Below are 22,208 nucleotides of genomic sequence, written 5' to 3' on the forward strand. Positions count from 1 at the left end.
GCATTGTCTACTCGCCACGAACGAATGTGAAGATTGAAAAGGTTGCCGTTCGTGACGCATATAGAGATTACTCCCCTTCGAAAATATTGGCGTAACCTCCCCCCCCGCTGCAATGCCAGAGGCAACTGGATTTGCGCAGATAACCGCTGTTTGCACCGCTGCGGTTTGAACAGTCGGTCATGAACAAGTTTTGGAGAGCATGCGCTTTGTTTTTCTAATCCAAACCCTTAATTTAAAAAGTCTTATTGGAGCCATGAACATCTGACATCGCCCACTTGTTAAATCATTTATTACCTTATGCGCTTCCTGCACCAACGCCCGTCTCCGCTCCAACAATCACCCCAGCACCCTATGGATCTCAGAAACAATCTGCATCGTAGCGTCTTCGATTGGTCCCTCATTACGGCACAGAACCCAACCGTGCTCCTTAACCGCTTGCTCGAACATCTCCGTACATGCCACATGCTCTGCGTGCATCTGGATCACAGTGCCGCCCAATCCTCGCGCGCGTGTCGCAGCCCTTGTCCATGAAATATCCGGATCGGTGACAACGCCGACATGCAGGTCCGGCACTCGCACGTCTCGATCCAGGTTCAATTGGAGAATGTCGGCAAACGGGATGGTTTGGCGAAACGCTGCATCAGACGGATACCAGCGATCGATCAGGATAATGCTGTCCAGCGGCTGCTCCGTCAGCACGTTTCGGGAAATCCAGCGTCGACTATCAGCCAGGCGCTGGCACACAGCCCATTCCAGATCCTGGGAAGGATTTCTGGCAAGCGTGTTAATCAGGGTCATGGTTTCACCCCTGAAAGGATCGCTTTTTCTCTCGCAAAGCCGAATGATTTTTTTGTTGCTGGCCCTCAGTTCCTTCGTAACGGCCTCCAACAGCGTGGTTTTGCCGGTGCCCTTGGGCCCATCCAGAGAAACAAACAGCGGACGATTCATAGTTCACATAAACGACGGATTCGCGGTTTTCTGCCTCTGTACAGTCGCTTGAACCGCTTGGTGCAAGTGCGCGAAAACAGACAAAAACAGACATGGACTACCACTGTAACCGCATTTTGAGCATTCCAATCGCTGAACTCTCATTTCCAATGACATGACCCCGCCTGACCCGACCACCCTCTTCTGCTTACCTGTGCGAGTTTTGGCTCAGCTTATAGGTGATCAGGTATCAGCTCCTTGCGGCTCCGGCGTCAACATCACTTGGCTTGTAGTACATCGTTGTTCGAGTACTGCCAACACGTGCGACGTCTGCGATAATGCCGACCACAGCGGCGCGAAGGCATATCGAGTGCTCGTGCCCACATCCGCTACTCGGGTTTGGAGGACTTCATGCGTGACATTATTGACGGCTTTCTGCGCTTTCAGCGCGAGGTTTATCCGCAACGCGTCGAGCTGTTCAAGCAGCTCGCGACTGCACAAAATCCGAAGGCGTTGTTCGTCACCTGCTCGGACAGTCGTGTTGTGCCGGAACTCCTTACGCAGCGCGAACCCGGTGAACTGTTCGTGATTCGCAACGCCGGCAACATTGTGCCGTCTTACGGCCCTGAACCGGGCGGTGTGTCGGCAACCGTCGAATATGCGGTCGCCGTGCTTGGCGTACAGGACATTGTGATCTGCGGCCATTCGGACTGCGGGGCGATGGGCGCGATTTCACGCTGCACGTGCCTGGATCACCTTCCGGCAGTTGCTAATTGGTTACGTCACGCGGATGCCGCGAAAGCGATTAACGCGGCGCACGAGTTCGACACGCCCCGCGCAAAGCTCGACGGCCTCGTGCGCGAAAACGTGATCGCGCAACTGGCGAACCTGCGCACACATCCATCCGTGGCCCTCGCGCTCGAGCAAGGGCGCATGAATCTGCACGGCTGGGTTTACGACATCGAGGCGGGATGCATCGATGCACTTGATGGCGCGACACGACAATTCGTTCCACTTGCTGATTCGCCGACCACCGTTGCGATTGCAGCGCGTAACGGCAGACAGATGTGATAGCGAAAGAAAGATGAGGAAGAAGCCGCCTGGAGCGGCTTCTTGTCGACACCTTGCTTCACATTGTCGATCGCCTCGTTGTTAACATGGAAACGTCTTCAGCGACGAAAAATTCGGTTGATCAGGATCAGCGCCGCAGCACCTATCGCGATTGCAGCTATCGGTTTTTCTTTGACGAAAGTCGACACGTTATCCAGCGCATCGCCGTAGGATTTAGTCAGCTGTCCAGCCGCTTGATGTCCGGCACCTTCAGCTTCCATCTTCGAATCACCAATCAGTTTCCCGACCGCGCTCTGCGCCTTGCCGGCCAACTTTTCTGCTACGCCTTCTACCTGTTCACTCTTCATGATTCATAAACCTTCGTGTAAGTGGGAAGCTCTGAATAAGCCGACTGCGATGGCAGCCATCGTAGGGAAAGCAATTGCCGCCTGGAGTTACTTTTTGTCTACGGCATCTTTTACTTTGCCAACCACCTGTTGAGCCTCGCCTTTCTTTTCCTGGATCTTCCCTTCGACCTGCAGTTTTTCGCTGCCTGTGACCTTGCCAACACCTTGCTTCACATTACCGATCGCTTCGTTGGCCAGGCCTTTGATTTTGTCTGATGTGCCACTCATGATTTTCTCCCGTTTAGGAATAGGCGCCCTGTCTGGACAGAAAAATTGACTGGTGGGTGTGAGTAGGAGTTCCACTTTTTATGCTGTGGGTGCTGGAAAGAAACGTACTGGCGTCCTCCCAAGGTCGCAACAGCCCATCAATCCGCGACAGCAACTTGATTTCGTCCATACGACTTGGCTTTGTACAGCGCTCTGTCTGCATTGTTCATCAAGCTAGAAAGGCTTTCTTCGTTAAAGTCCGATGACGCTACGCCAAGGCTGGCAGTTATGCGATCAGCTGGCTCAGCCTTGAGTCTGGAGATGGCCTCGATCAGTTCCTGGGCAATGCTCATGGCAACGTCCAGTGTGGTGTCAGGAAGCAAAATAGCGAACTCCTCGCCTCCCAGTCGGCCATGAACATCGGTTTCACGGATAGACGCAGTGATCACCGCCCCCACCTGACGCAGCACCTGATCCCCCACCTGGTGACCGTAAGAGTCATTGATGTGCTTGAAGTGATCCATATCGAGCATGACTGCGCACAGCACGGAACCCTTGCTTTTGCATTCACGGTAAAGCTGATCAGCATCATCGAAAAACGCACGGCGATTCTTCAGGCCGGTCAGCTCATCGGTTCTGGCGGCTCTGACAGAAAGCCGGTTTTCCCGCTCCAACTCTCGGGTCAAGCGAAATGCAGTTTCCAGCGCATCGGACATCTTGCGTGTGGCGCTGGCTACAAACGATGCGAACACAAAAACCGCGAGCGCCATGCCGACCTGCAACGTTGACGGTTGAAACAGCAGCCATATTGAGCACGGCAATAAAACCAGTCCGATGGAAACCATCGTCATGTTCCTGTAAGCCGAGTAACACGACACCGCACTGACAGACATGCCGACAGTGAAGAGCATGACCACCGCCTGAGCCAACAGGTCGTCGACCGGTATGACCGCGAGTGCGCCCGCCCCCCATATCCCTGCAGACAACATAAGCGTGCACCAGTATCTGCGTTCCCAACGCTGTGGCGTGCGTTCACTGACGTGGCTATGAAAATAGCCAATGAACATTGAGATACGCAGCAACGTCGACAGCGTTAATACCGCTATCCAACCGATAACCACACCGTGATCAAACCGCTCCCAACACAGCCAGCAAAGAAGGATTGCCGCCATGTAACTGCCGAAAACGGCAGCGCCGGATTGCCGAAATAACTGCTGCAAGCGATCGGTTCGAACCTGTTCGGCTATTTCCGAGCCCTGATCACTTCTTAGCTCAAGATCATCCATTGAGTCCGCCTGAACATGATGAATCGACAGGACAAATTGTGGCACCTCGCCGCCAGCGCAAACAATCGAGAACGAGCAAGGCGAATAACGCTTTTTATAAGATCTTTATACCCCTGCCTCCAATCCTTTTAACAACTTTCCAGGTTCACGCTTAGGCTTTCCTCAACACGGGAGGAAACACCATGGACTTCGTCTATTTGATACTCGGTGCAGTGTTTTTCATCAGCTTGATCGGGCTGGCACGCGGTTGTGCGGCGCTCAACAGGAGGCGGTCATGACAGGGTTCTATGTGTTTGGCGGCATCATCGCCGCCGGTTTGTTGGTGTATCTGGTTGCCGCGCTTCTGCTCCCGGAGGACTTCCTATGACCACTCAAGCCTGGACTCTGCTCGGAGTCTTTCTGCTGGTACTGGCGGTTCTGGCCTGGCCACTCGGGCGCTGGTTGACCGCAGTGATGGAGGGCCGGTTTCGCCTCGGCTCACGCATCGAGTCGCCGCTGTATCGACTGGCCGGCGTCAGTGCTGAAGCACAAATGAGCTGGCTGCAATACGCCCTCGCGCTGATCGTCTTCAACGCGCTGGGCATGCTCGCGGTTTATGCGCTGCAACGACTGCAGGGTGTGCTGCCGTTCAATCCCCAGGGATTTGGCGCGGTGACGCCCGACTCTTCGTTCAACACCGCCGCCAGTTTCGTCACCAACACCGACTGGCAAGGCTATAGCGGCGAGGCGACGCTGAGTTACCTGACGCAGATGCTCGGCTTGACCGTGCAGAATTTCCTGTCGGCGGCCACCGGGATTGTGGTGGCGGTTGCGCTGATTCGCGGATTCGCTCGCCACAGCGCCGCCAGCATCGGCAACGCCTGGGTCGACTTGACCCGTGTCACCTTGTGGGTGTTGCTGCCGCTGTCGCTGATTTTCGCGCTGTTCTTCGTCAGCCAGGGCGCGATCCAGAATCTTCAACCTTACAAACAAGTCACGACGATGGAGGTCATGCAATACCAGGCGCCGGTGCTCAATGATGCCGGGCAGCCAAGCCTCGACGCCAAAGGCAATCCTCTGACCACAGCGGCCAGCACCGACAAGCAGACCATCGCGATGGGCCCTGTCGCTTCGCAAGAAGCCATCAAGATGCTCGGCACCAACGGCGGCGGGTTCTTCAATGCCAACTCGGCCCACCCTTTCGAGAACCCGACGGCCCTGAGCAACTTCTTTCAGATGCTCGCCATCTTCCTGATCCCGACGGCGCTGTGCTTTGTCTTCGGCCACATCGTCGGTGACATCCGGCAAGGCTGGGCGTTGCTTGCGACGATGACGATCATCTTCGTGATCGCGGTGGTGGCCGTCACGCATTATGAGCAACTGGGCAACCCACAATTCTCGGGCCTGGGAATCGACACGGCGGCGGGCAACATGGAAGGCAAGGAACTGCGCTTCGGCATCAGCGCATCGAGTCTGTTCACCGCGATCACCACCGCAGCATCCTGTGGCGCCGTGGTCACCATGCACGACTCGTTGACGCCACTGGGCGGCGCAGTGCCGCTGATTTTGATGCAATTGGGTGAGGTGGTGTTTGGCGGTACCGGATCGGGCCTCTACGGCATGCTGGTGTTCGCCATTCTCGCGGTGTTCATCGCCGGGCTGATGATTGGCCGGACGCCCGAGTACCTGGGCAAAAAGATCGAAGCCTACGAAATGAAGATGGTCGCCATCGCGATCCTCGCAACGCCGTTGCTGGTGTTGTTCGGCACCGCGATCGCGGTCATGGCCGAGGCCGGGCAACTCGGCGTTGCCAACCCCGGCGCCCATGGCTTCTCGGAAATCCTCTACGCCTTCACTTCGGCGGCCAACAACAACGGCAGCGCCTTCGCCGGCCTGTCGGCCAACACCCCGTTCTACAACGTGATGCTGGCGATCGCCGTCTGGTTCGGGCGCTTTGGGGTGATCGTGCCGGTACTGGCGGTGGCCGGCAGCCTGGCGGCGAAGAAACGTCTGGCCGTGACCGGCGGCACCATGCCCACGCATGGACTGCTGTTCGTGGTGCTGCTGATCGGCACGGTGCTGCTGGTCGGTTTGTTGAACTACGTGCCGGCCCTGGCGTTGGGGCCAGTCGTCGAACACTTCATGATGATCAAGTGAGACCACGGCCATGACTCGCAAATCGTTCTCCTTGTTCGACCCGACCCTGCTGGCCCCGGCCATGGTCGAGTCCCTGCGTAAACTCAGTCCGAAAATCCAGTGGCGCAACCCGGTGATGTTCGTCGTCTACATCGGCGCGATTATCACTACTGCCCTGTGGGTTCAGGCTCTGCGCGGCCAGGGTGAAGCCAGTAGCGGCTTCATCCTCGCCATCGCCCTGTGGCTGTGGTTCACCGTGCTGTTCGCCAACTTCGCCGAAGCCCTGGCCGAAGGCCGCAGCAAGGCGCAAGCGGCGTCCCTGCGCAACCTGAAAAAGGAAACCTGGGCGAAGAAACTGCGCGAACCGCGCTACGGTTCGGAATGGCAATTGGCGCAATCGAGCGATCTGCGCAAAGGCGATATGGTGCTGGTGGAAGCCGGCGATCTGGCCGACTCGATGATCCCCGCCGACGGTGAGGTGATCGAAGGCGCGGCCTCGGTGGATGAGTCAGCCATTACGGGTGAATCGGCCCCGGTGATCCGCGAATGTGGCGGCGACTTCTCCGCCGTCACCGGCGGCACCCGGGTGCTCTCGGACTGGATCGTCGTACGCGTGACCGCCGACCCCGGCGAAACCTTTGTTGATCGCATGATCGCCATGGTCGAAAACGCCAAGCGGCAAAAGACCCCCAATGAAATCGCCCTGTCGATCTTGTTGGTGGCGCTGACCATCGTGTTCCTCGGCGTGACGGTAACGCTGCTGCCCTTCTCGCTGTACAGCGTTGCGGTGGCGAAGTCCGGCGTGCCGGTGTCGATAACGGTGCTGATCTCGCTGCTGGTCTGCCTGATTCCCACCACCATTGCCGGACTGCTGTCGGCCGTGGGCGTGGCGGGCATGAGCCGCATGATGGAGGCCAACGTGATTGCCACCTCCGGGCGCGCCGTGGAAGCCGCCGGTGATGTCGATGTATTGATGCTCGATAAAACCGGCACCATCACCCTGGGCAACCGTCACGCTTCGGCGTTCCTGCCGGCGCCGGGCGTCAAGGAAGCGGATCTGGTCGATGTGGCCCAGTTGGCTTCGCTGGCCGATGAAACCCCCGAAGGACGCAGCATCGTGGTGCTGGCCAAACAGCGCTTCAACCTGCGTGAACGGGACATCGCCGCCCTCGATGCGCACTTCGTACACTTTTCTGCACAGACCCGCATGAGCGGCGTCGACCTCGGCGAGCGGCAACTGCGCAAAGGCGCCGGCGAAGCAGTCCTGCGCCATGTGCAGAGCCTGGGTGGACACTTTCCCGAAGCGGTGCAATCGATCGTTGAAGAAGTGTCCCGTCGCGGCAGCACACCCTTGGTGGTGGCCGACGGCGCGAAAGTGATGGGCGTGATCGAGCTCAAGGACATCGTCAAGGGCGGCATCAAGGAGCGCTTTGTCGAATTGCGGCGCATGGGCATCAAGACTGTGATGGTCACCGGCGACAACCGCGTTACCGCAGCAGCCATTGCCGCCGAAGCCGGGGTCGATGACTTTCTTGCCGAAGCCACGCCCGAGCAGAAACTCGAACTGATCCGCCGCTACCAGGCTGAAGGCCGGTTGGTGGCCATGACCGGCGACGGCACCAACGACGCGCCGGCACTGGCGCAGGCCGACGTTGCCGTGGCGATGAACTCCGGAACACAAGCGGCGAAGGAAGCCGGGAACATGGTCGATCTGGACAGCAACCCGACCAAGTTGATCGAGGTGGTGGAAACCGGCAAGCAGATGCTGATGACCCGGGGTTCGCTGACGACCTTCTCGATTGCCAACGACATCGCCAAGTATTTCGCCATCGTCCCCGCCGCGTTTGTCACCACCTACCCGCAGCTCGCCGCGCTGAACATCATGGGGCTGACCAGCCCGAATTCGGCGGTGCTGTCGGCGGTGATCTTCAACGCGCTGATCATCATTTTCCTGATTCCGCTGGCCCTCAAAGGCGTGAAGTACCGCCCGGTCGGTGCGGCCCTGTTGTTGCGCCGCAACCTGCTGATCTATGGGCTGGGCGGCGTGATCGTGCCCTTCATCGGCATCAAGATCATCGACATGGCACTGGCCGCCGTCGGCCTGGTTTAAGCGAGGATTACTGTCATGACATCTCTACTGCGTCCAGCGTTGACCTTGTTGATTGCGCTGTCACTGGTCACCGGCCTGGCTTATCCACTGCTGACCACGGGCATCGCGCAACTGGTTTTTCCAGCGCAAGCCTCTGGCAGCCTGATCGTAAAAGACGGTAAACCCGTGGGTTCGCTGTTGATCGGTCAAGGCTTCAGTGACCCGAAATACTTCTGGAGCAGACCGTCTGCCACCAGCCCCATGCCGTATAACGCACAGGCCTCGGGCGGCTCCAATCTGGGGCCACTGAATCCGGCATTGATGGACGCGGTGAAAGGCCGGATCGACGCCCTGCACGCCGCCGATCCGGGCAATACCGCGACGATCCCCGCCGACCTGGTCTACAGTTCCGCCAGTGGGCTGGATCCGCACATCAGCATTGCCGCCGCAAAGTATCAGGCGAACCGGATTGCACGGGTGCGCAACCTGCCCATTGCACGGGTTGATCAGTTGATCGCTGAACAGTCGGAAACCCCGCTCCTTGGATTTCTCGGCGAACCACGGGTTAATGTCCTAGCCCTGAACCTGGCACTCGACGCCGCTCATTGAACGCTGACACACGGTGAGCCTGATGGCCGACCAACGCCCTGACCCCGACCTGCTGCTGGCGCGGATTCGCGAAGAAGCCGCGCAAGCCGAACGCGGCCGCTTGAAGATCTTCTTCGGTGCCAGCGCCGGGGTGGGCAAGACTTACGCCATGCTCGCTGCTGCGCATGCGGTCAAACTGCAGGACAGCAAGGTGCTGATTGGTGTGATCGAAACCCACGGTCGCGCCGACACTGAGGCACTGACCGAAGGGCTTGATCGGCTGCCGCTCAAACAGGTTGTCGACAAGCAGCGTACCGTCACCGAGTTCGACCTGGATGCTGCACTTGAGCGTCATCCCCGGTTGATTCTGATTGACGAACTGGCTCACTCCAACGTGGTCGGTTCCCGTCATCCAAAACGCTGGCAGGACGTTGAGGAGTTGCTGAGCGCCGGGATCGATGTCTGGTCAACCATGAACGTCCAGCACCTGGAAAGCCTCAACGACATTGTTGGTGGCATCACTGGCATTCGTGTCTGGGAGACCGTGCCCGACCATGTCTTCGACAACGCCGACGAAGTGGTCATCGTCGACTTGCCGCCCGATGATCTGTTGCAGCGCTTGAAAGAAGGCAAGGTGTACCTGCCGCAACAGGCCGAGCGCGCGGTGCAGAATTTTTTTCGCAAAGGCAACCTGATTGCCCTGCGTGAACTGGCGCTGCGTCGCACGGCCGACCGCGTCGACAGCGACATGCTGCAGTACCGCCAAAGCAGTTCGGTGAAACCGGTCTGGGGCACGCGCGACTCATTGCTCGCCTGCGTGAGCCCGCATGAACAGGCCGAGAAAATCATTCGTTCAACGGCCCGTCTGGCGGCTCAGCTGAATGTGCCGTGGCACGCCGTGACCGTCGAAACGCCTGCCTTGCAGCGCCTGCCCGAGACCAAGCGGCGGCGGATGCTGGCAACCCTGAAGCTGGCACAGGAGATGGGCGCGCAGATCGCCACGCTGGCCGGTCAGGACATCGCCGAAACACTGGTCAAATATGCCCGGCAGTACAACCTCTCGAAAGTCGTGGTGGGCCGCGACGAACATCCTCGGCGGCGACTCTGGCGCAAAGCGCTGGCCGAGCGCATCGGTGAGCTGGGCGCTGACTTTGATGTGATTCAAATATCGCTTCCGGCCAACCGACACGCACCAACCGAGACTCGCACCCAGACCGGCAGCGGCCCTGTCGTCTGGCGCGACTACGCCTGGAGCGTGCTGATCTGCGCGGCGACGACTGTGATTGCGTTGCCCATGCTGCATGTGTTCGAGCAAGCCAATATCGTCATGGTCTTCCTGCTCGCGGTGGTCGCGGTGGCGGTTCGCCTGGGACGCGGCCCGGCGATTCTGGCGGCGTTTGTCTCGGTGGCTTCGTTCGACTTTTTCTTTGTCGCGCCGCGCTTTTCGTTCGCCTTCGCTGACGCTCAATATCTGGTGACCTTCAGCGTCATGCTCGTCGTAGCGCTGGTCATCGGCCAGATGACTGCGGGCCTGACGTATCAGGCGCGGGTTGCGCAGCGACGCGAAGACCGGATGCGTGCGCTGTATGACATGTCACGCTTGTTGTCTGCGGCACTGATGACCGAACAAGTTGCCGAGATCGGCGCGCGATTTCTCTCCGCCGAATTCGGCGCCCGCTCGGCACTGCTGGTCGCCGATGACCACGACAAGCTGGCGGCACCGCTGATCACCGGGGAGGCGCCACTGGTGGACGTTGCGATCGCCCAGTGGTCATTCGACAAATCCGAACCGGCCGGGTACGGCACCGACACCCTGCCCTCCAGCCCGACCCTGTACCTGCCGCTCTCGGCGCCCATGCGCGTACGCGGGGTGCTGGCGGTGCAACCGCGTGACACTACGCGATTGGTGGTACCGGAGCAGCGACGACTGCTCGACACCTGCGCCTCCCTGCTGGCGATTTCGCTGGAGCGCATTCACTACATTCACGTCGCCCAGGACACCACGGTGCAAATGGAGTCCGAACGGCTGCGCAATTCGTTGCTGTCAGCTATCTCTCACGATCTGCGAACCCCGCTTTCGGTGATGGTCGGGTTGGCCGAAGCGCTCAAGCTGACTCATCCTCCGCTGCCCGCCGAAGCAGCCGAGATCGCCAGCGCCGTGGGCGAATCGGCGCTGCGCATGAACACGCTGGTCAACAACCTGCTGGACATGGCCCGCCTCGAGTCTGGCAAGGTCCAGTTGAATCGCCAGTGGCAGCTGATTGAAGACGTGGTCGGTAGCGCGCTGCGAGCCATTGCGCCGACGCTTGGCGAACGGTCGGTGCACGTCGCACTGGACGACGATCTGCCCCCCGTTTTCATCGATGCGGTGCTGATCGAGCGCATCCTGATCAACCTGATCGAGAACGCCATCAAATACACGCCAGCCAACACCCCCATTGATCTGGGGGCCAGGGCCACGTCAGACCACTTCGAGCTTTGGGTTGCCGACAAGGGGCCGGGTTTGCCCTACGGCCACGAAGAAGACATTTTCAATAAATTCATGCGCGGCAAAAAGGAAAGTGCGATCCCCGGTGTCGGTTTGGGCCTGGCCATCTGCAGGGCCGTTGCGCACGCCCATGGCGGGACGATCGAAGGCGTGACGCGGCCTGAAGGCGGAGCCTGTTTTACCTTGCGCCTGCCCCTTGAAACGCCGCCGGATATCGAAACCCTTGCGCAACGCAGTGACGAGGAGCAGCCATGAGCGAATCATTGCCCCGTGTTCTGATCATTGAAGACGAGAAGGAAATACGCCGATTCGTGCGTATGGCCCTGCAAGCCGAAGGTCTGGAAGTGCATGAGGCCGACACCTTTCACCGAGGTCTCGTCGACGCGGGAACGCGCCGCCCCGATCTGATCGTGCTCGACCTTGGCTTGCCCGACGGTGACGGTATCGATCTGATTCGCGATGTGCGCAACTGGTCACCGGTGCCCATCATCGTGCTGTCGGCGCGCGGAGCGGAGTCCGACAAGATCCTGGCCCTGGACACCGGTGCCGACGATTATCTGGTCAAGCCGTTCGGCACCGGAGAGCTTCTGGCCCGCGTCCGGGCGTTGCTGCGCAGACAAGCCAAGGATGCCGAAAACAACTCGGTGTTCAGCTTCGGCGAAGTGCGCATCGATGTTGAACGACGTGTCGTCGAACGCAACGGCGCGCCATTGCATCTGACCCCGCTGGAATACCGCTTGCTGGTGCATCTGTGCTCGCACCCTGATCGGGTCCTGACCCACCTGCAATTACTGAAGGCGGTATGGGGCCCCTCGCATACCACCGACACCCCTTACTTGCGTGTATTCATGGGCGGTTTGCGCAAAAAAGTCGAGGTGGATCCGTCCCGGCCACGGCATCTGGTGACGGAAACAGGGGTGGGTTATCGCTTTATTCCTTGAGATGGGCCAGTTGCTGTTCAGCGGTCATTGTGGGGCGTCTGCTTTCTCGCTCAGAGCGCCGCATAGACGAGGGATGACAACCGGCCAGGGCGCGGATCAATCATCGAATGACTGCCCGACGTCGTGGTGACAAAACCGAAGCTCACTTGCGTTTCGGGATCGGCGAAACTGATCGGGCCGCCAAGGCCGATATGACCAAAGGTGCCCGGGCCCATTGCGTGGGAAGCCGCGGGGTCGCGTTGCTGCTCCAGCATGCAGCCCAATCCGTAACGCATTGGGCGCATCCATACCCGATCCATGCCATGACTGTGCTCTCGAGTGAACTCACTGAGCAGTTCGCGACCGATAAAGTTTCCCGCCAGTAATGCACTATAAAAACCGGCCAGGCCGTGAGCCGTCCCATGTGCGCATACAGCCGGTTGCCGATAGGCCCACCAGCGCGGGTCACTGGTTCGTCTAGGTACCATTCCGGGGTTGGTGAAGGCGAATGTCGCGATGTGCGATGGCTCGCTTTTCAGCACTGTGCGCAACGCTTGCGAGTAAGGGTCCCCGACTCGCCCCGTGGCACTGTCGAATCGCGCGATACGGTGAAAGTGTTTTTCCTCCACGCCAAGGTGAACGTCGAGGTCATGGGGATCCAGAATCTCCTCGTGGATAAAGACGCATGGATCTCGTCCGTCCACCCGACGAATCAACTCACCGAGAATCCAGCCGAAGGTGGTGGTGCCGTACCCCAGGTCTGTTCCCGGTTCCCACCAAAGCGGCTCGGCCGCCAAGACCTGCACCATGTGCTCCCAGTCATACATCCTGGCGTTATGGTCGGGTGCTCGAAGCGCCGGCAGGCCTGCGGTGTGGTTCATTACCTGACGCAAGGTGACCTTTGCTTTCCCGCTTTGGGCGAACTCAGGCCAGTAACGGGCCACGGGCGCATCCAGCTCCAGCTTGCCCTCCTCGACCAACATCAGAACCGCCACGGCGACATAGGGTTTTATGACGCAAAAGGTATTGGCGAGCGTATCGCGGGCCCAAGGCTTCGTGCCCTCCAGATCCGCCATGCCGGCCCAGAGGTCGACAACCATTTCTCCGCCCACCTGCACGCAGAGGCCGGCCCCACGCTCCTGCGGATCATCAAACATGTCCTCGAAAGCCTGTTTGACCGCTTCGAACGGCTTCGCACACATCCCTTGCGCTCTCATATCAGGAATCCTCGTCTTTGAAATGCTTCAAACAAATGATGTTTGTGAAAGAACTCAACCACGCGACCGGGTTTGAGAGTGCTCCATGGAAAAACGATTCGCCCGTTTGTATGTGCCAAAGTCATTGAATCTGACCCCCGCCTCTGCCATGACCTTATGCGCATAAGGTGCCGTCATCTGACGCAGATAGAACGGGTCTCGCACAACGAAATGGTGAATGCTGTGAGTGCTGCCGAAGTTGAAGCAGAACATCTGAAACGGCCACAACCACCAAGGGTTCATTACCTGTGTTTGCTGTAACGCATTGCGCGGAGCAACGTCACCATAATAGTGCATATTTGAACTAATAAAGAACAGGCAGAACTGCCGTATCATATTTGGCGCAATAAGGATGACCACTGCATTATTGACGACATCCATTAATTCCAGCGTCGCGGCAGAACTGTAAACTTCCGCCCCCATGATTGACCCAAGCCCGATATACAGATGGTAGCCGAGGAATACATACCAACATCCCCAATACAACAGACCGAACGGTGTATTGAGTCGAATAATCTTGCCTAACAATCCTACCTTTTGCCGCCATCCCGGCGCTAAAATCGCATTTAGAAAACCAAACAGAAATCCATCGATCAGTTTCAATAACCGCAGTATTCCCCAAGGGTTGCCACTGGTCGTGATCCACGCCTCGACATCCGAAGCAGTTCCGGACTCCTTATGGTGATGAAAATGCAGATCGCGTCTTAACCATGGGCTGGGCATTCCCGGCCGGGCCAGCCAGCACAAAAACATCATGGCATTATGAGCCAGCGGTTGTTTTCTGAAATAAAGCCGATGGATCAAATCATGTTCGATTTCATGAATGAACGAAGTCAGCAGCGCATTGATTAAAATACACGTCCATCCTGGGATGAAACCCTTCAGGTAAAGGCCTCCCGTAACGGCCATCCCCACCAAGGAAAACGCCATGACACTCGCCCCCAGAGCATTCTGATACTGCAGGAGCGGATAGCGCTTGCGCAGGTAATTTCCGTGTTCGGTAATTCGCCGGGTTACTTCATCAATTTTTTCCTGATCGGTATTCAGGCGATCAATTTCGATGGCTTTCTTCAAGACACTCATCAATTCATCCTCTGCTTGCGTCGGGGTATTGCCAGCCTCGTCAAGCCGGACAAATCAGTGGTTTGAACGCTAAAAACCAGGCATTCAAGTTAGGTGCGCGAGTTCACGCACTTCATTCAAGAGATGCGAAGCCGACTGTTTTCAAAAAAATTGCTAGAATCATTCCAGGCTTCAAAATAATAAGGTAAGTTCAGGTCTTTGCAACTGTGTATTTTGGGCGGGTTCAGCGTTACAGTTATTTGTGTAAGGAATTAATAATTTAGTTACAGCTTGTACAAGTTCAGAAGGGCTGCGTACAAGTATTGCCAAGGAGGCACCATGAGACTGCACCGCATCAGATATTTCCGGCTTTCTCTAGCAAATTCCAAGGACACGTTAGAGAAACTAACGAGCCAAGATGTATTTGACGCAGCGTTTTGCGATAACGCAGCAGACAATGGCGTGAATCGCGCAGGCCTTGAAAGGCTGATTCGCTACATACAATGCGGGGACACTGTGGTAGTGGACAGCATGGCATCGCTCACTACCAGTACCGAGCAACTGTGCACCATCATTCGCCGGTTGATTGAAAAGCAGGTAACGCTGGAGTTTCTTCAAGAAAACCTGATTTTCCGGCACGACTGCCTTGAAGTTGTGGAACCCATCATTACGGTAATGGAGCGGCTCGCAGAGTTTGAGCGCAATGCGACGAGGGAAAAGCAGGCAGCAGGAATTGCCACCGCAAAGATTCGCGGATCCTACAGAGGTCGCAAGAAAAAACTGTCTGACAATCAGGTTGTCAGTTTAATTCACCGAGCCCGCGCCGGAGAAAGTAAATCCAAATTGGCGCGTGACTTTGATATCAGCCGGCAGACGCTTTATCGGTACTTGAATTCCATTCACAACGGTTCAGACGGTCGTCAGCGTATTGCAACTGAGGACAAAGATCATGGCGAAGCCGACCACACGGCCTGCTCGTAACGATGCAGGCGTGCGCGTGGCTAAATCGCTATAAGCCTTTGTTGTCCTCAGTTTTGTAGAAGCCGTTTCGTCATCACCATCGACGTCTGCAACGATTGCCCCGTGCGCTGCAGCTTGTTCAACAAACTGGCGCCCAACCAGAGTTGATAAAGGGTTTCTGCCAGTTGGCGAGCGTCGGTATCCGGCAGACTTTTATCCAGTTGCCCTTCTTCCAGGCACGTCGTGATACGCGCAACGATGCGCTCGGCACCATCTCGCAGCGTGAGTCGCATCGACTCGGACAGGTCGGCGACTTCCGCACTCAACTTCACCACCAGGCACTCATCGCCATGGCCTTCCAGGGTGCAACGATTCTGCCAGCCCTGCCAGTAATCCATCAGCCGCTCGTAAGCGCTTAGCCCAGGCAGGGTCAGGCGTCGTTCCATGTCTGCGAGGTAGCCGACAAAGTAATCCTCGAGCAGCGCCTGCCCGTAGAGCTCTTTGGATTTGAAATAGTGATAGAACGAGCCTTTGGGCACACCGGCGGTCTGCAGGATCTCGCTCAAGCCAACGCTGGTGAAGCCCTTTTCGGCCATCATGCGGTGGCCGGTGTCGAGCAAGTGTTGGCGGGTATCGTCGTAGGTCGGTTTCATGGGGCGCAAAATACCAAACATTAGACCAGTCGTATATTTCTGATGAGCAGCAGTTTGCCACAGTGACCGCTCGGGAACACGGCCGCAAAAATTTACTAGACGACCGGTCTAATATAAATCTATTCTGTGCCCGTCACTCCTTCCGAGGTGTCGCAGACGAACCCGTCGAGGACACCAGACCAACACAGGGCGCTCTATGAAAATCTTGATGGTTCTGACTTCCCACGATCAACTTGGCAACACCGGCAAGAAAACCGGCTTCTGGCTCGAAGAGTTCGCAGCTCCCTACTACGCCTTCAAGGATGCCGGTGCGCAGATCACCCTGGTATCGCCGGCCGGCGGCCAGCCCCCGCTCGATCCGAAAAGTGATGAGCCCGATGCACAGACCGCTGAAACCGACCGCTTCCGCAAGGACCCTGCTGCTCAGCAGGCGCTGGCCAATACCGGGCGCCTGGCGGATGTCAGCGCTGACGATTTCGATGCCGTGTTTTATCCCGGTGGCCATGGCCCGCTGTGGGATCTGGCCGAAGACCAACACTCGATCGCCTTGATCGAAGCCTTCGACCGCAGCAACAAACCTCACGGTTTTGTCTGCCATGCACCGGGCGTTCTGCGTCACGTCGTTGCTGCCGACGGCAAACCGTTGATTCAAGGCCGGGACGTCACCGGTTTCACCAATGCTGAAGAAGCCGCTGTGGGCCTGACGGATGTCGTGCCGTTCCTGATCGAGGACGAATTTCAGCGTCTCGGTGGGCGTTACTCCAAAGTGGCTGACTGGCAGGTTCACGTGGTGACCGATGGTCAACTGGTGACGGGTCAAAACCCTGCCAGCTCGGCAGCCGTCGCTGAAAAACTGCTGAAACTGTTGGCCTGAGCCCTCCAGCGCCCCAAACACCGTGCGCGTGACGCACGGTGTTTTTTTACTGCATTACTAGTCGACTGGTCTAATAAGGCCAAAACAGGAATTACATGAAAAACAGCCCTTACTTCACCCCCGTCACCCTGGGCCTGCACACCTTGAAAAACCGCATCGTCCTGCCTCCCCTCACCCGCCAGCGCAGCACACAACCGGGCAATGTCGCCAACGCCTTGATGGCCGAGTATTACCAGCAACGTGCCGGCGCCGGTCTGCTGGTCACCGAAGGTACGCAGATCGAGCCTCGTGGTCAGGGCTACGCCTGGACGCCTGGCATTCATACCCCTGAACAAATTGTCGGATGGCGCAAAGTCACCGAAGCAGTTCATGCAAAGGACGGCGTGATATTCGCGCAGCTTTGGCACGTCGGACGTGTGTCCCACACCGCGTTGCAGCCCGATGGCGCGGCCCCCGTTTCAGCTTCTGCCATCGCCACCGAGCGTGTCAGCGTATTCATCGAAACCGCGCCGGGTGCTGGCGAGCTGGTTACACCCTCCGCGCCGCGAGCGCTGAGCACCGATGAAGTCCAGGAACTGGTTCAGCTTTATATTCAGGCGGCGCGCAATGCGATGGACGCCGGCTTCGACGGGATCGAACTGCACTGTGCCAACGGCTATCTGGTGAACCAGTTCATTTCTGCCCACAGCAATGTGCGCACCGATCAGTACGGTGGCTCGCTGCACAACCGCCTGCGTTTTCTGCGCGAAGTGGTATCGGGTGTCGCCGAGTGCATCGGCAAGGAGAAAGTCGGCGTGCGGTTCGCGCCATTGTTCACCACCACCGATGAAGCGCGCACCTATCTGGGCATGGTGGAAGAAGACCCGCACACCACTTATATCGAAGCGATCAAGGTGCTTGAGGATGTGGGCATTGCCTACCTGTCAATCGCCGAAGCTGACTGGGACGACGCGCCAGTGATGCCGCAGACCTTCCGCCGTGCAGTGCGCGACACCTTCAGTGGCGCGATCATCTATGCCGGGCGCTATAACGCTGAGTCCGGCGCACAATTGCTTGAGTCGGGACTGGCCGATCTGGTGGCTTTCGGTCGTCCGTTCATGGCCAACCCGGACCTGCCGGCGCGCATCGCCAATGGCTGGCCGCTCAATCCGTTGAATCCCGCCACGGTCTACGGCGGCAACGCCGAAGGCTATGTGGATTACCCGACTTACAGCGAATAATTCAGCTAATTCGCACCGCGCTCCCATTTCCCCGGGAGCGCATCCTCTCCTCCCCGCTACACCCGCAACCTCACGCGCTGCGATGTGAGGTTCTCGCATCTGCACAAAAAAGATCTCCGATTCATTGTCAGGTGGATTTTTTCAGCCTATCTTGAATAAAACCTATACAAAGCACTTCATTGCGTACAACTCTTCCGCTATGGATTGGCCCTCACGCACCGCACCGCCGCGAGAACCCTGAATGAATCCTCTACTTGCCAGCCATTACCGTGAAATCCTCATCGGCGTCGGCGAAGACCCCGAGCGTGAAGGCCTGCTGGATACGCCCAAACGTGCGGCCAAAGCGATGCAGTATCTGTGCAATGGCTACACGATGAGCCTTGAAGACGTCACCAACGGCGCCCTGTTCGAGTCGCAGAGCGATGAGATGGTCATCGTCAGTGACATCGAGCTCTATTCCTTGTGTGAGCACCACATGCTGCCCTTCATCGGCAAGGCGCACGTGGCGTACATCCCCACCGGCAGAGTGCTGGGTCTGTCGAAGGTAGCGCGCGTGGTGGACATGTTCGCCCGTCGTCTGCAGATCCAGGAAAACCTCACCCGGCAAATCGCCGAGGCGATCCAGCAGATCACCGATGCAGCCGGGGTGGCCGTGGTCATTGAAGCAAGACACATGTGCATGATGATGCGCGGCGTGGAAAAGCAGAACTCGATCATGACGTCCTCGGTGATGCTCGGCGCCTTCCGTGACAGCTCCACGACGCGCCAGGAGTTCCTGCAATTGATCGGGCGGCGAAGTTGATTTCCGACCTTCGACAGGTGCGATAAACCTGTACACGGCAAACCCACTGTACAAGCACGATATTCCCAACTTCACTCTCCATACCTGTGCACTCAGGGAGAACGGCAATGGCCCGACTTGTGCTCTTACTGGCTCTGGTACTCGGCGTTGCAAGCTGCGGCAGCGTGGATGTCGCCCGCTATGCGGATCAGCAACCGGCGCTGGATCTGCAGCGCTTTTTCAGCAAACCCGTGAAAGCCTGGGGGATGTTTCAGAAGCGCTCCGGGGAAGTGGTCAAGCGTTTCGAGGTCAACATCGTCAGCCATCGTGAAGGCGACAACCTGATTCTCGATGAGCACTTCCTGTACAGCGACGGCACGCGCCAACGTCGCGTCTGGACCCTGACGCCGGAGGGCCAGGGACGCTGGAGCGGTCGTGCGGGTGACGTGGTGGGTGTCGCCACAGGCCAGGTCGCCGGCAATGCGTTGCACTGGCGTTATCACCTGAATCTGCCGGTCGATGGCTCGACCTATGAAATGAGCATGGACGACTGGATGTACCAGATGGACGAGGACACGCTGATCAACCGCACCAGCATGTCCAAGCTCGGTGTTGAAGTCGGCCAGGTGACCTTGTTCTTCCGTCGCCAGGGCGCGTGGGAAACACAGTGAACAGCGGGTTCACCATGGCCTCCCTGGGCGACGGTTATCGCGCGCTGGTGATCGGCGCGAGTGGAGCCATTGGTCGCGCATTTTGCGAACAGCTCAGTCAGGACCCGCGATGTGCCGCGGTTCGCGAGCTGGGGCGCAATAGCGTTCCGGCACTGGATCTGGAGCAACCGGAAACGATCGCCAGCGCCGCCGCCGAATTGTCTGCAGGGGCGCCTTATCAGTTGATCGTGCACGCCGCCGGGTTGCTGCATCGCGACCGGATCAAGCCGGAAAAAAGCTACAGCGCGATCGAAGCGAATGCGCTGCAAGCCGTGTTTCAAGTGAACACGTTGGGACCGGCATTGGTGTTGCGGCATTTTTTGCCGCTGCTCGATCCTCAAGGAGCAATGGCGATGCTCTCGGCAAAGGTCGGAAGCATCGGCGACAACCGTTTGGGTGGCTGGTACTCGTATCGCGCTTCAAAGGCAGCACTGAACATGCTGATCAAGACCGCCGCCATCGAACTCGCTCGCACCCGCCCGCACAGCCGCTTGCTGAGTCTGCACCCGGGCACGGTCGTGTCGGGGTTGTCGCAACCTTTTCGCGGCGCTGCCAGCGCCCGCCCGGCAGACGTTGCCGCAGACCAGTTACTGAACCTGATTGACCAGTTGACGCCGGCCGACAGCGGCCATTTCTTTGCCTACGATGGACAACGCCTGCCCTGGTAGGCAAGGAGTGAAGCATGAATCTGCAAACCCTGACCGAGCGTGCGGCCAACAGCGAAATACGTGAGCTGGAGTTGCTGTCGCTTGAAGGTGGTTTTTATCTGGCCCGCATCCGCCTGGATCACGGCCAGTTCACCCTGCTCGACGACGCGGCGAAACCGATGCACCTGCGCTCGATCACCCATCTGCGTGACTTGCTGCAGACCGTGCCGGCATTCCCTTGCGTGTTGGTGCAGCAATGTGTGCACGACGAAATGTGCGGGCGTGATAGCGGGCCCGTCGAAGAGCTGCGGATTCCGTTTTCGCTGACCACACCGCTATGAAACGGATGCTGTGAATGAACCAGAACCGTCGGTTGTGCCTGGTGCTGGGCGATCAGTTGTCCTTCGACCTGGCTTCATTGCAGGCACTTGATAGCGAGCGCGACACCGTGCTGCTGGTCGAGGTCATGGAAGAAGCCAGCCATGTGCCGCACCACCCGCAAAAGATTGCCCTGATCTTCAGCGCCATGCGTCATTTTGCCCAGGCACTGCGAGACCAGGGTGTTCGTGTCGAATATGTGAGCCTGGATGATCCGCACAACAGCGGTTCAGTGCCGGGGGAATTACAGCGTTGGCAACAGCGGCTGCAGGCCGAAGAAGTGCACATCACCGAGTGCGGGGACTGGCGACTGGAGCAGTCGATCAAGGACTGTGGTCTTCTCGTTTATTGGCATGCCGACACGCGTTTTCTGTGCAGTCGCGCCGAGTTTGCGGCTTGGGCTGCCGGCAAAAAGCAGTTGCGCATGGAGTTCTTTTATCGCGAGATGCGCCGCAAGAGTCGCTTGCTGCTCAACGGCGACGGCACGCCGGTGGGCGGCGCGTGGAATTTTGATGCGGAGAATCGCAAGGCCCTGCCCAAAGGCGTGAAGGAGCCCTACCCGGCCCGCTTCAGCAACGACGCCATCACCCGTGAAGTGCTTGCGTTGGTGAAGGCGCGCTTCAGCCAGCACTATGGCGCACTCGACGACTTCAACTACCCGGTCACCCATGCCGACGCGCAGGCGCTGTGGGCATATTTTCTGGATTATGGTCTGGCAGGATTCGGCGACTATCAGGACGCCATGGCCAGTGATGAACCGTTCCTGTTTCATGCGCGGATCAGCGCCGCACTCAACATTGGCCTGCTGGATTTGCGACAGCTGTGCAGCGATGTCGAATCGGCCTATTGGTCAGGAAGGATTGCCCTGAATGCCGCCGAAGGCTTCATTAGGCAACTGATCGGCTGGCGGGAATATGTGCGCGGCGTGTACTGGCTGAAAATGCCGGACTACGCACTGGGCAATGCATTCGGCAACAGCCGGCCATTGCCCGAGTTCTACTGGACCGGTGCTACGCAGATGAACTGCATGCGCCAGGCCATCGGCCAGAGTCTGCAGCATGCCTACGCGCATCACATTCAGCGGCTGATGGTCACGGGCAATTTTGCCCTGCTCGCCGGGATCGCGCCGAGCCAGATCTGTGAGTGGTACCTGGCCATCTACATGGACGCCTTCGACTGGGTCGAGCTGCCCAACACGCTGGGCATGGTCATGCACGCCGATGGCGGTTATCTCGGTTCCAAACCTTATTGCGCCAGTGGCCAATACATCAATCGCATGTCCGACTACTGTCGAGGTTGCGCCTACAAGGTCAGCGAAAGCACGGCGGACAATGCCTGTCCGTTCAATGCGTTGTACTGGCATTTCCTGATGCGCCACGGTGATCTGCTGCGCGGCAATCAGCGCATGGCGATGATGTACAAGAACCTGGACCGCATGCCGCAAGCCAAGCAGGATGCGCTGTGGCAGCGCGGGCAGAACCTGTTGGCGCGCCTGGATAATGGCGAGTCGATCTGAAATGAACGCTCGCTTACGCAGATGGTGAAACTTAAGCACAGCGCGCCCGGTCAACGGATGATCGGCGCTCAAGT

22 protein-coding genes are annotated in these 22,208 nt (G+C 58.2%); 15 read left to right on the forward strand and 7 right to left on the reverse strand.

The genetic code is table 11. The annotated features are described in order from the left end of the window. Positions 1-336: 336 nt before the first annotated feature. A complete protein-coding gene (locus M0814_RS15895) occupies positions 337-948 on the reverse strand; it encodes a dTMP kinase (RefSeq protein WP_103483400.1) in 612 nt (203 codons plus the stop codon). Between the two features lie 390 nt (positions 949-1,338). Here M0814_RS15895 and M0814_RS15900 point away from each other — a divergent pair, with 390 nt between their 5' ends. Continuing rightward, entirely contained in the window at positions 1,339-1,998 is a 660-nt protein-coding gene (locus tag M0814_RS15900) for a carbonic anhydrase (RefSeq protein ID WP_003224876.1), read from the forward strand. 98 nt (positions 1,999-2,096) lie between these two features. On the opposite strand, the gene M0814_RS15905 is transcribed toward M0814_RS15900, so the two are convergent. The 3 genes from M0814_RS15905 to M0814_RS15915 all read right to left on the reverse strand — a co-directional run bounded on the left by M0814_RS15905 (position 2,097) and on the right by M0814_RS15915 (position 3,877). After that, positions 2,097-2,345, reverse strand: a complete 249-nt coding sequence (locus M0814_RS15905) for a CsbD family protein (RefSeq protein ID WP_103483401.1) — start codon at positions 2,343-2,345, stop codon at positions 2,097-2,099. Between the two features lie 87 nt (positions 2,346-2,432). Continuing rightward, a complete protein-coding gene (locus tag M0814_RS15910) occupies positions 2,433-2,612 on the reverse strand; it encodes a CsbD family protein (protein WP_003224883.1) in 180 nt (59 codons plus the stop codon). Between the two features lie 137 nt (positions 2,613-2,749). Further along, positions 2,750-3,877, reverse strand: a complete 1,128-nt coding sequence (locus M0814_RS15915) for a diguanylate cyclase (RefSeq protein WP_103483402.1) — start codon at positions 3,875-3,877, stop codon at positions 2,750-2,752. Positions 3,878-4,151: 274 nt separating this feature from the next. Here M0814_RS15915 and kdpF point away from each other — a divergent pair, with 274 nt between their 5' ends. The 6 genes from kdpF to M0814_RS15945 are packed head-to-tail and all read left to right on the forward strand — an operon-like array spanning position 4,152 to position 12,098. Beyond that, entirely contained in the window at positions 4,152-4,244 is a 93-nt protein-coding gene (gene kdpF, locus M0814_RS15920) for a K(+)-transporting ATPase subunit F (protein WP_003224886.1), read from the forward strand. Beyond that, complete coding sequence (gene kdpA / locus M0814_RS15925; protein WP_103483403.1) at positions 4,241-6,013, forward strand: potassium-transporting ATPase subunit KdpA; 1,773 nt, start codon at positions 4,241-4,243, stop codon at positions 6,011-6,013. The genes kdpF and kdpA overlap by 4 nt, the downstream gene beginning before the upstream one ends. A 10-nt stretch (positions 6,014-6,023) precedes the next feature. Beyond that, positions 6,024-8,102 carry a potassium-transporting ATPase subunit KdpB gene (gene kdpB / locus M0814_RS15930; protein WP_103483404.1) on the forward strand — a complete coding sequence of 693 codons (2,079 nt, stop codon included), beginning with the start codon at positions 6,024-6,026 and terminating at the stop codon, positions 8,100-8,102. 15 nt (positions 8,103-8,117) lie between these two features. Next, entirely contained in the window at positions 8,118-8,690 is a 573-nt protein-coding gene (gene kdpC / locus M0814_RS15935; RefSeq protein ID WP_103483405.1) for a potassium-transporting ATPase subunit KdpC, read from the forward strand. Between the two features lie 22 nt (positions 8,691-8,712). Beyond that, positions 8,713-11,412, forward strand: a complete 2,700-nt coding sequence (gene kdpD / locus M0814_RS15940; protein ID WP_103483406.1) for a two-component system sensor histidine kinase KdpD — start codon at positions 8,713-8,715, stop codon at positions 11,410-11,412. Further along, positions 11,409-12,098, forward strand: coding sequence for a response regulator (locus M0814_RS15945; protein WP_103483407.1), 690 nt, complete (start codon positions 11,409-11,411; stop codon positions 12,096-12,098). Before kdpD ends, M0814_RS15945 begins: the two co-directional genes overlap by 4 nt. A 50-nt stretch (positions 12,099-12,148) precedes the next feature. Here the strand turns inward: M0814_RS15945 and M0814_RS15950 are convergent, their stop codons facing one another. After that, entirely contained in the window at positions 12,149-13,294 is a 1,146-nt protein-coding gene (locus M0814_RS15950; protein ID WP_103483408.1) for a serine hydrolase domain-containing protein, read from the reverse strand. A gap of 54 nt (positions 13,295-13,348) precedes the next feature. Next, positions 13,349-14,416: a fatty acid desaturase gene (locus tag M0814_RS15955; RefSeq protein WP_103483409.1), complete on the reverse strand. Its 1,068-nt coding sequence runs from the start codon at positions 14,414-14,416 to the stop codon at positions 13,349-13,351. Between the two features lie 318 nt (positions 14,417-14,734). Here M0814_RS15955 and M0814_RS15960 point away from each other — a divergent pair, with 318 nt between their 5' ends. Then, positions 14,735-15,376, forward strand: coding sequence for a recombinase family protein (locus M0814_RS15960; protein ID WP_247868494.1), 642 nt, complete (start codon positions 14,735-14,737; stop codon positions 15,374-15,376). A 47-nt stretch (positions 15,377-15,423) separates the two neighbouring features. Here the strand turns inward: M0814_RS15960 and M0814_RS15965 are convergent, their stop codons facing one another. After that, positions 15,424-16,008 (reverse strand): TetR/AcrR family transcriptional regulator, encoded by a 585-nt coding sequence (locus tag M0814_RS15965; RefSeq protein ID WP_103483554.1) that lies wholly within the window; start codon positions 16,006-16,008, stop codon positions 15,424-15,426. 196 nt (positions 16,009-16,204) lie between these two features. Between M0814_RS15965 and M0814_RS15970 the strand changes: the two genes are divergently transcribed. The 7 genes from M0814_RS15970 to M0814_RS16000 all read left to right on the forward strand — a co-directional run bounded on the left by M0814_RS15970 (position 16,205) and on the right by M0814_RS16000 (position 22,134). Continuing rightward, positions 16,205-16,882, forward strand: coding sequence for a type 1 glutamine amidotransferase domain-containing protein (locus M0814_RS15970; RefSeq protein WP_103483410.1), 678 nt, complete (start codon positions 16,205-16,207; stop codon positions 16,880-16,882). 95 nt (positions 16,883-16,977) lie between these two features. Then, the gene (locus M0814_RS15975; RefSeq protein ID WP_103483411.1) at positions 16,978-18,102 is read left to right on the forward strand and encodes an alkene reductase; all 1,125 of its coding nucleotides are present in this window, start codon (positions 16,978-16,980) and stop codon (positions 18,100-18,102) included. Positions 18,103-18,343: 241 nt separating this feature from the next. Beyond that, on the forward strand, positions 18,344-18,904 hold the full coding sequence (gene folE, locus M0814_RS15980) for a GTP cyclohydrolase I FolE (protein ID WP_103483412.1): 561 nt from the start codon (positions 18,344-18,346) through the stop codon (positions 18,902-18,904). A gap of 107 nt (positions 18,905-19,011) precedes the next feature. Then, positions 19,012-19,554 (forward strand): DUF3833 domain-containing protein, encoded by a 543-nt coding sequence (locus tag M0814_RS15985; protein ID WP_103483413.1) that lies wholly within the window; start codon positions 19,012-19,014, stop codon positions 19,552-19,554. Then, positions 19,551-20,261, forward strand: coding sequence for an SDR family NAD(P)-dependent oxidoreductase (locus M0814_RS15990; RefSeq protein WP_103483414.1), 711 nt, complete (start codon positions 19,551-19,553; stop codon positions 20,259-20,261). The genes M0814_RS15985 and M0814_RS15990 overlap by 4 nt, the downstream gene beginning before the upstream one ends. 14 nt (positions 20,262-20,275) lie before the next feature. Continuing rightward, positions 20,276-20,581, forward strand: coding sequence for a DUF6482 family protein (locus M0814_RS15995; protein ID WP_047597295.1), 306 nt, complete (start codon positions 20,276-20,278; stop codon positions 20,579-20,581). A gap of 14 nt (positions 20,582-20,595) precedes the next feature. After that, positions 20,596-22,134: a cryptochrome/photolyase family protein gene (locus tag M0814_RS16000; RefSeq protein WP_103483415.1), complete on the forward strand. Its 1,539-nt coding sequence runs from the start codon at positions 20,596-20,598 to the stop codon at positions 22,132-22,134. The last annotated feature ends 74 nt before the right edge of the window (positions 22,135-22,208 follow it).

This window comes from Pseudomonas sp. MWU12-2020 (assembly GCF_023100605.1).
In the GTDB taxonomy this organism is placed as follows: domain Bacteria; phylum Pseudomonadota; class Gammaproteobacteria; order Pseudomonadales; family Pseudomonadaceae; genus Aquipseudomonas; species Aquipseudomonas fluorescens_H.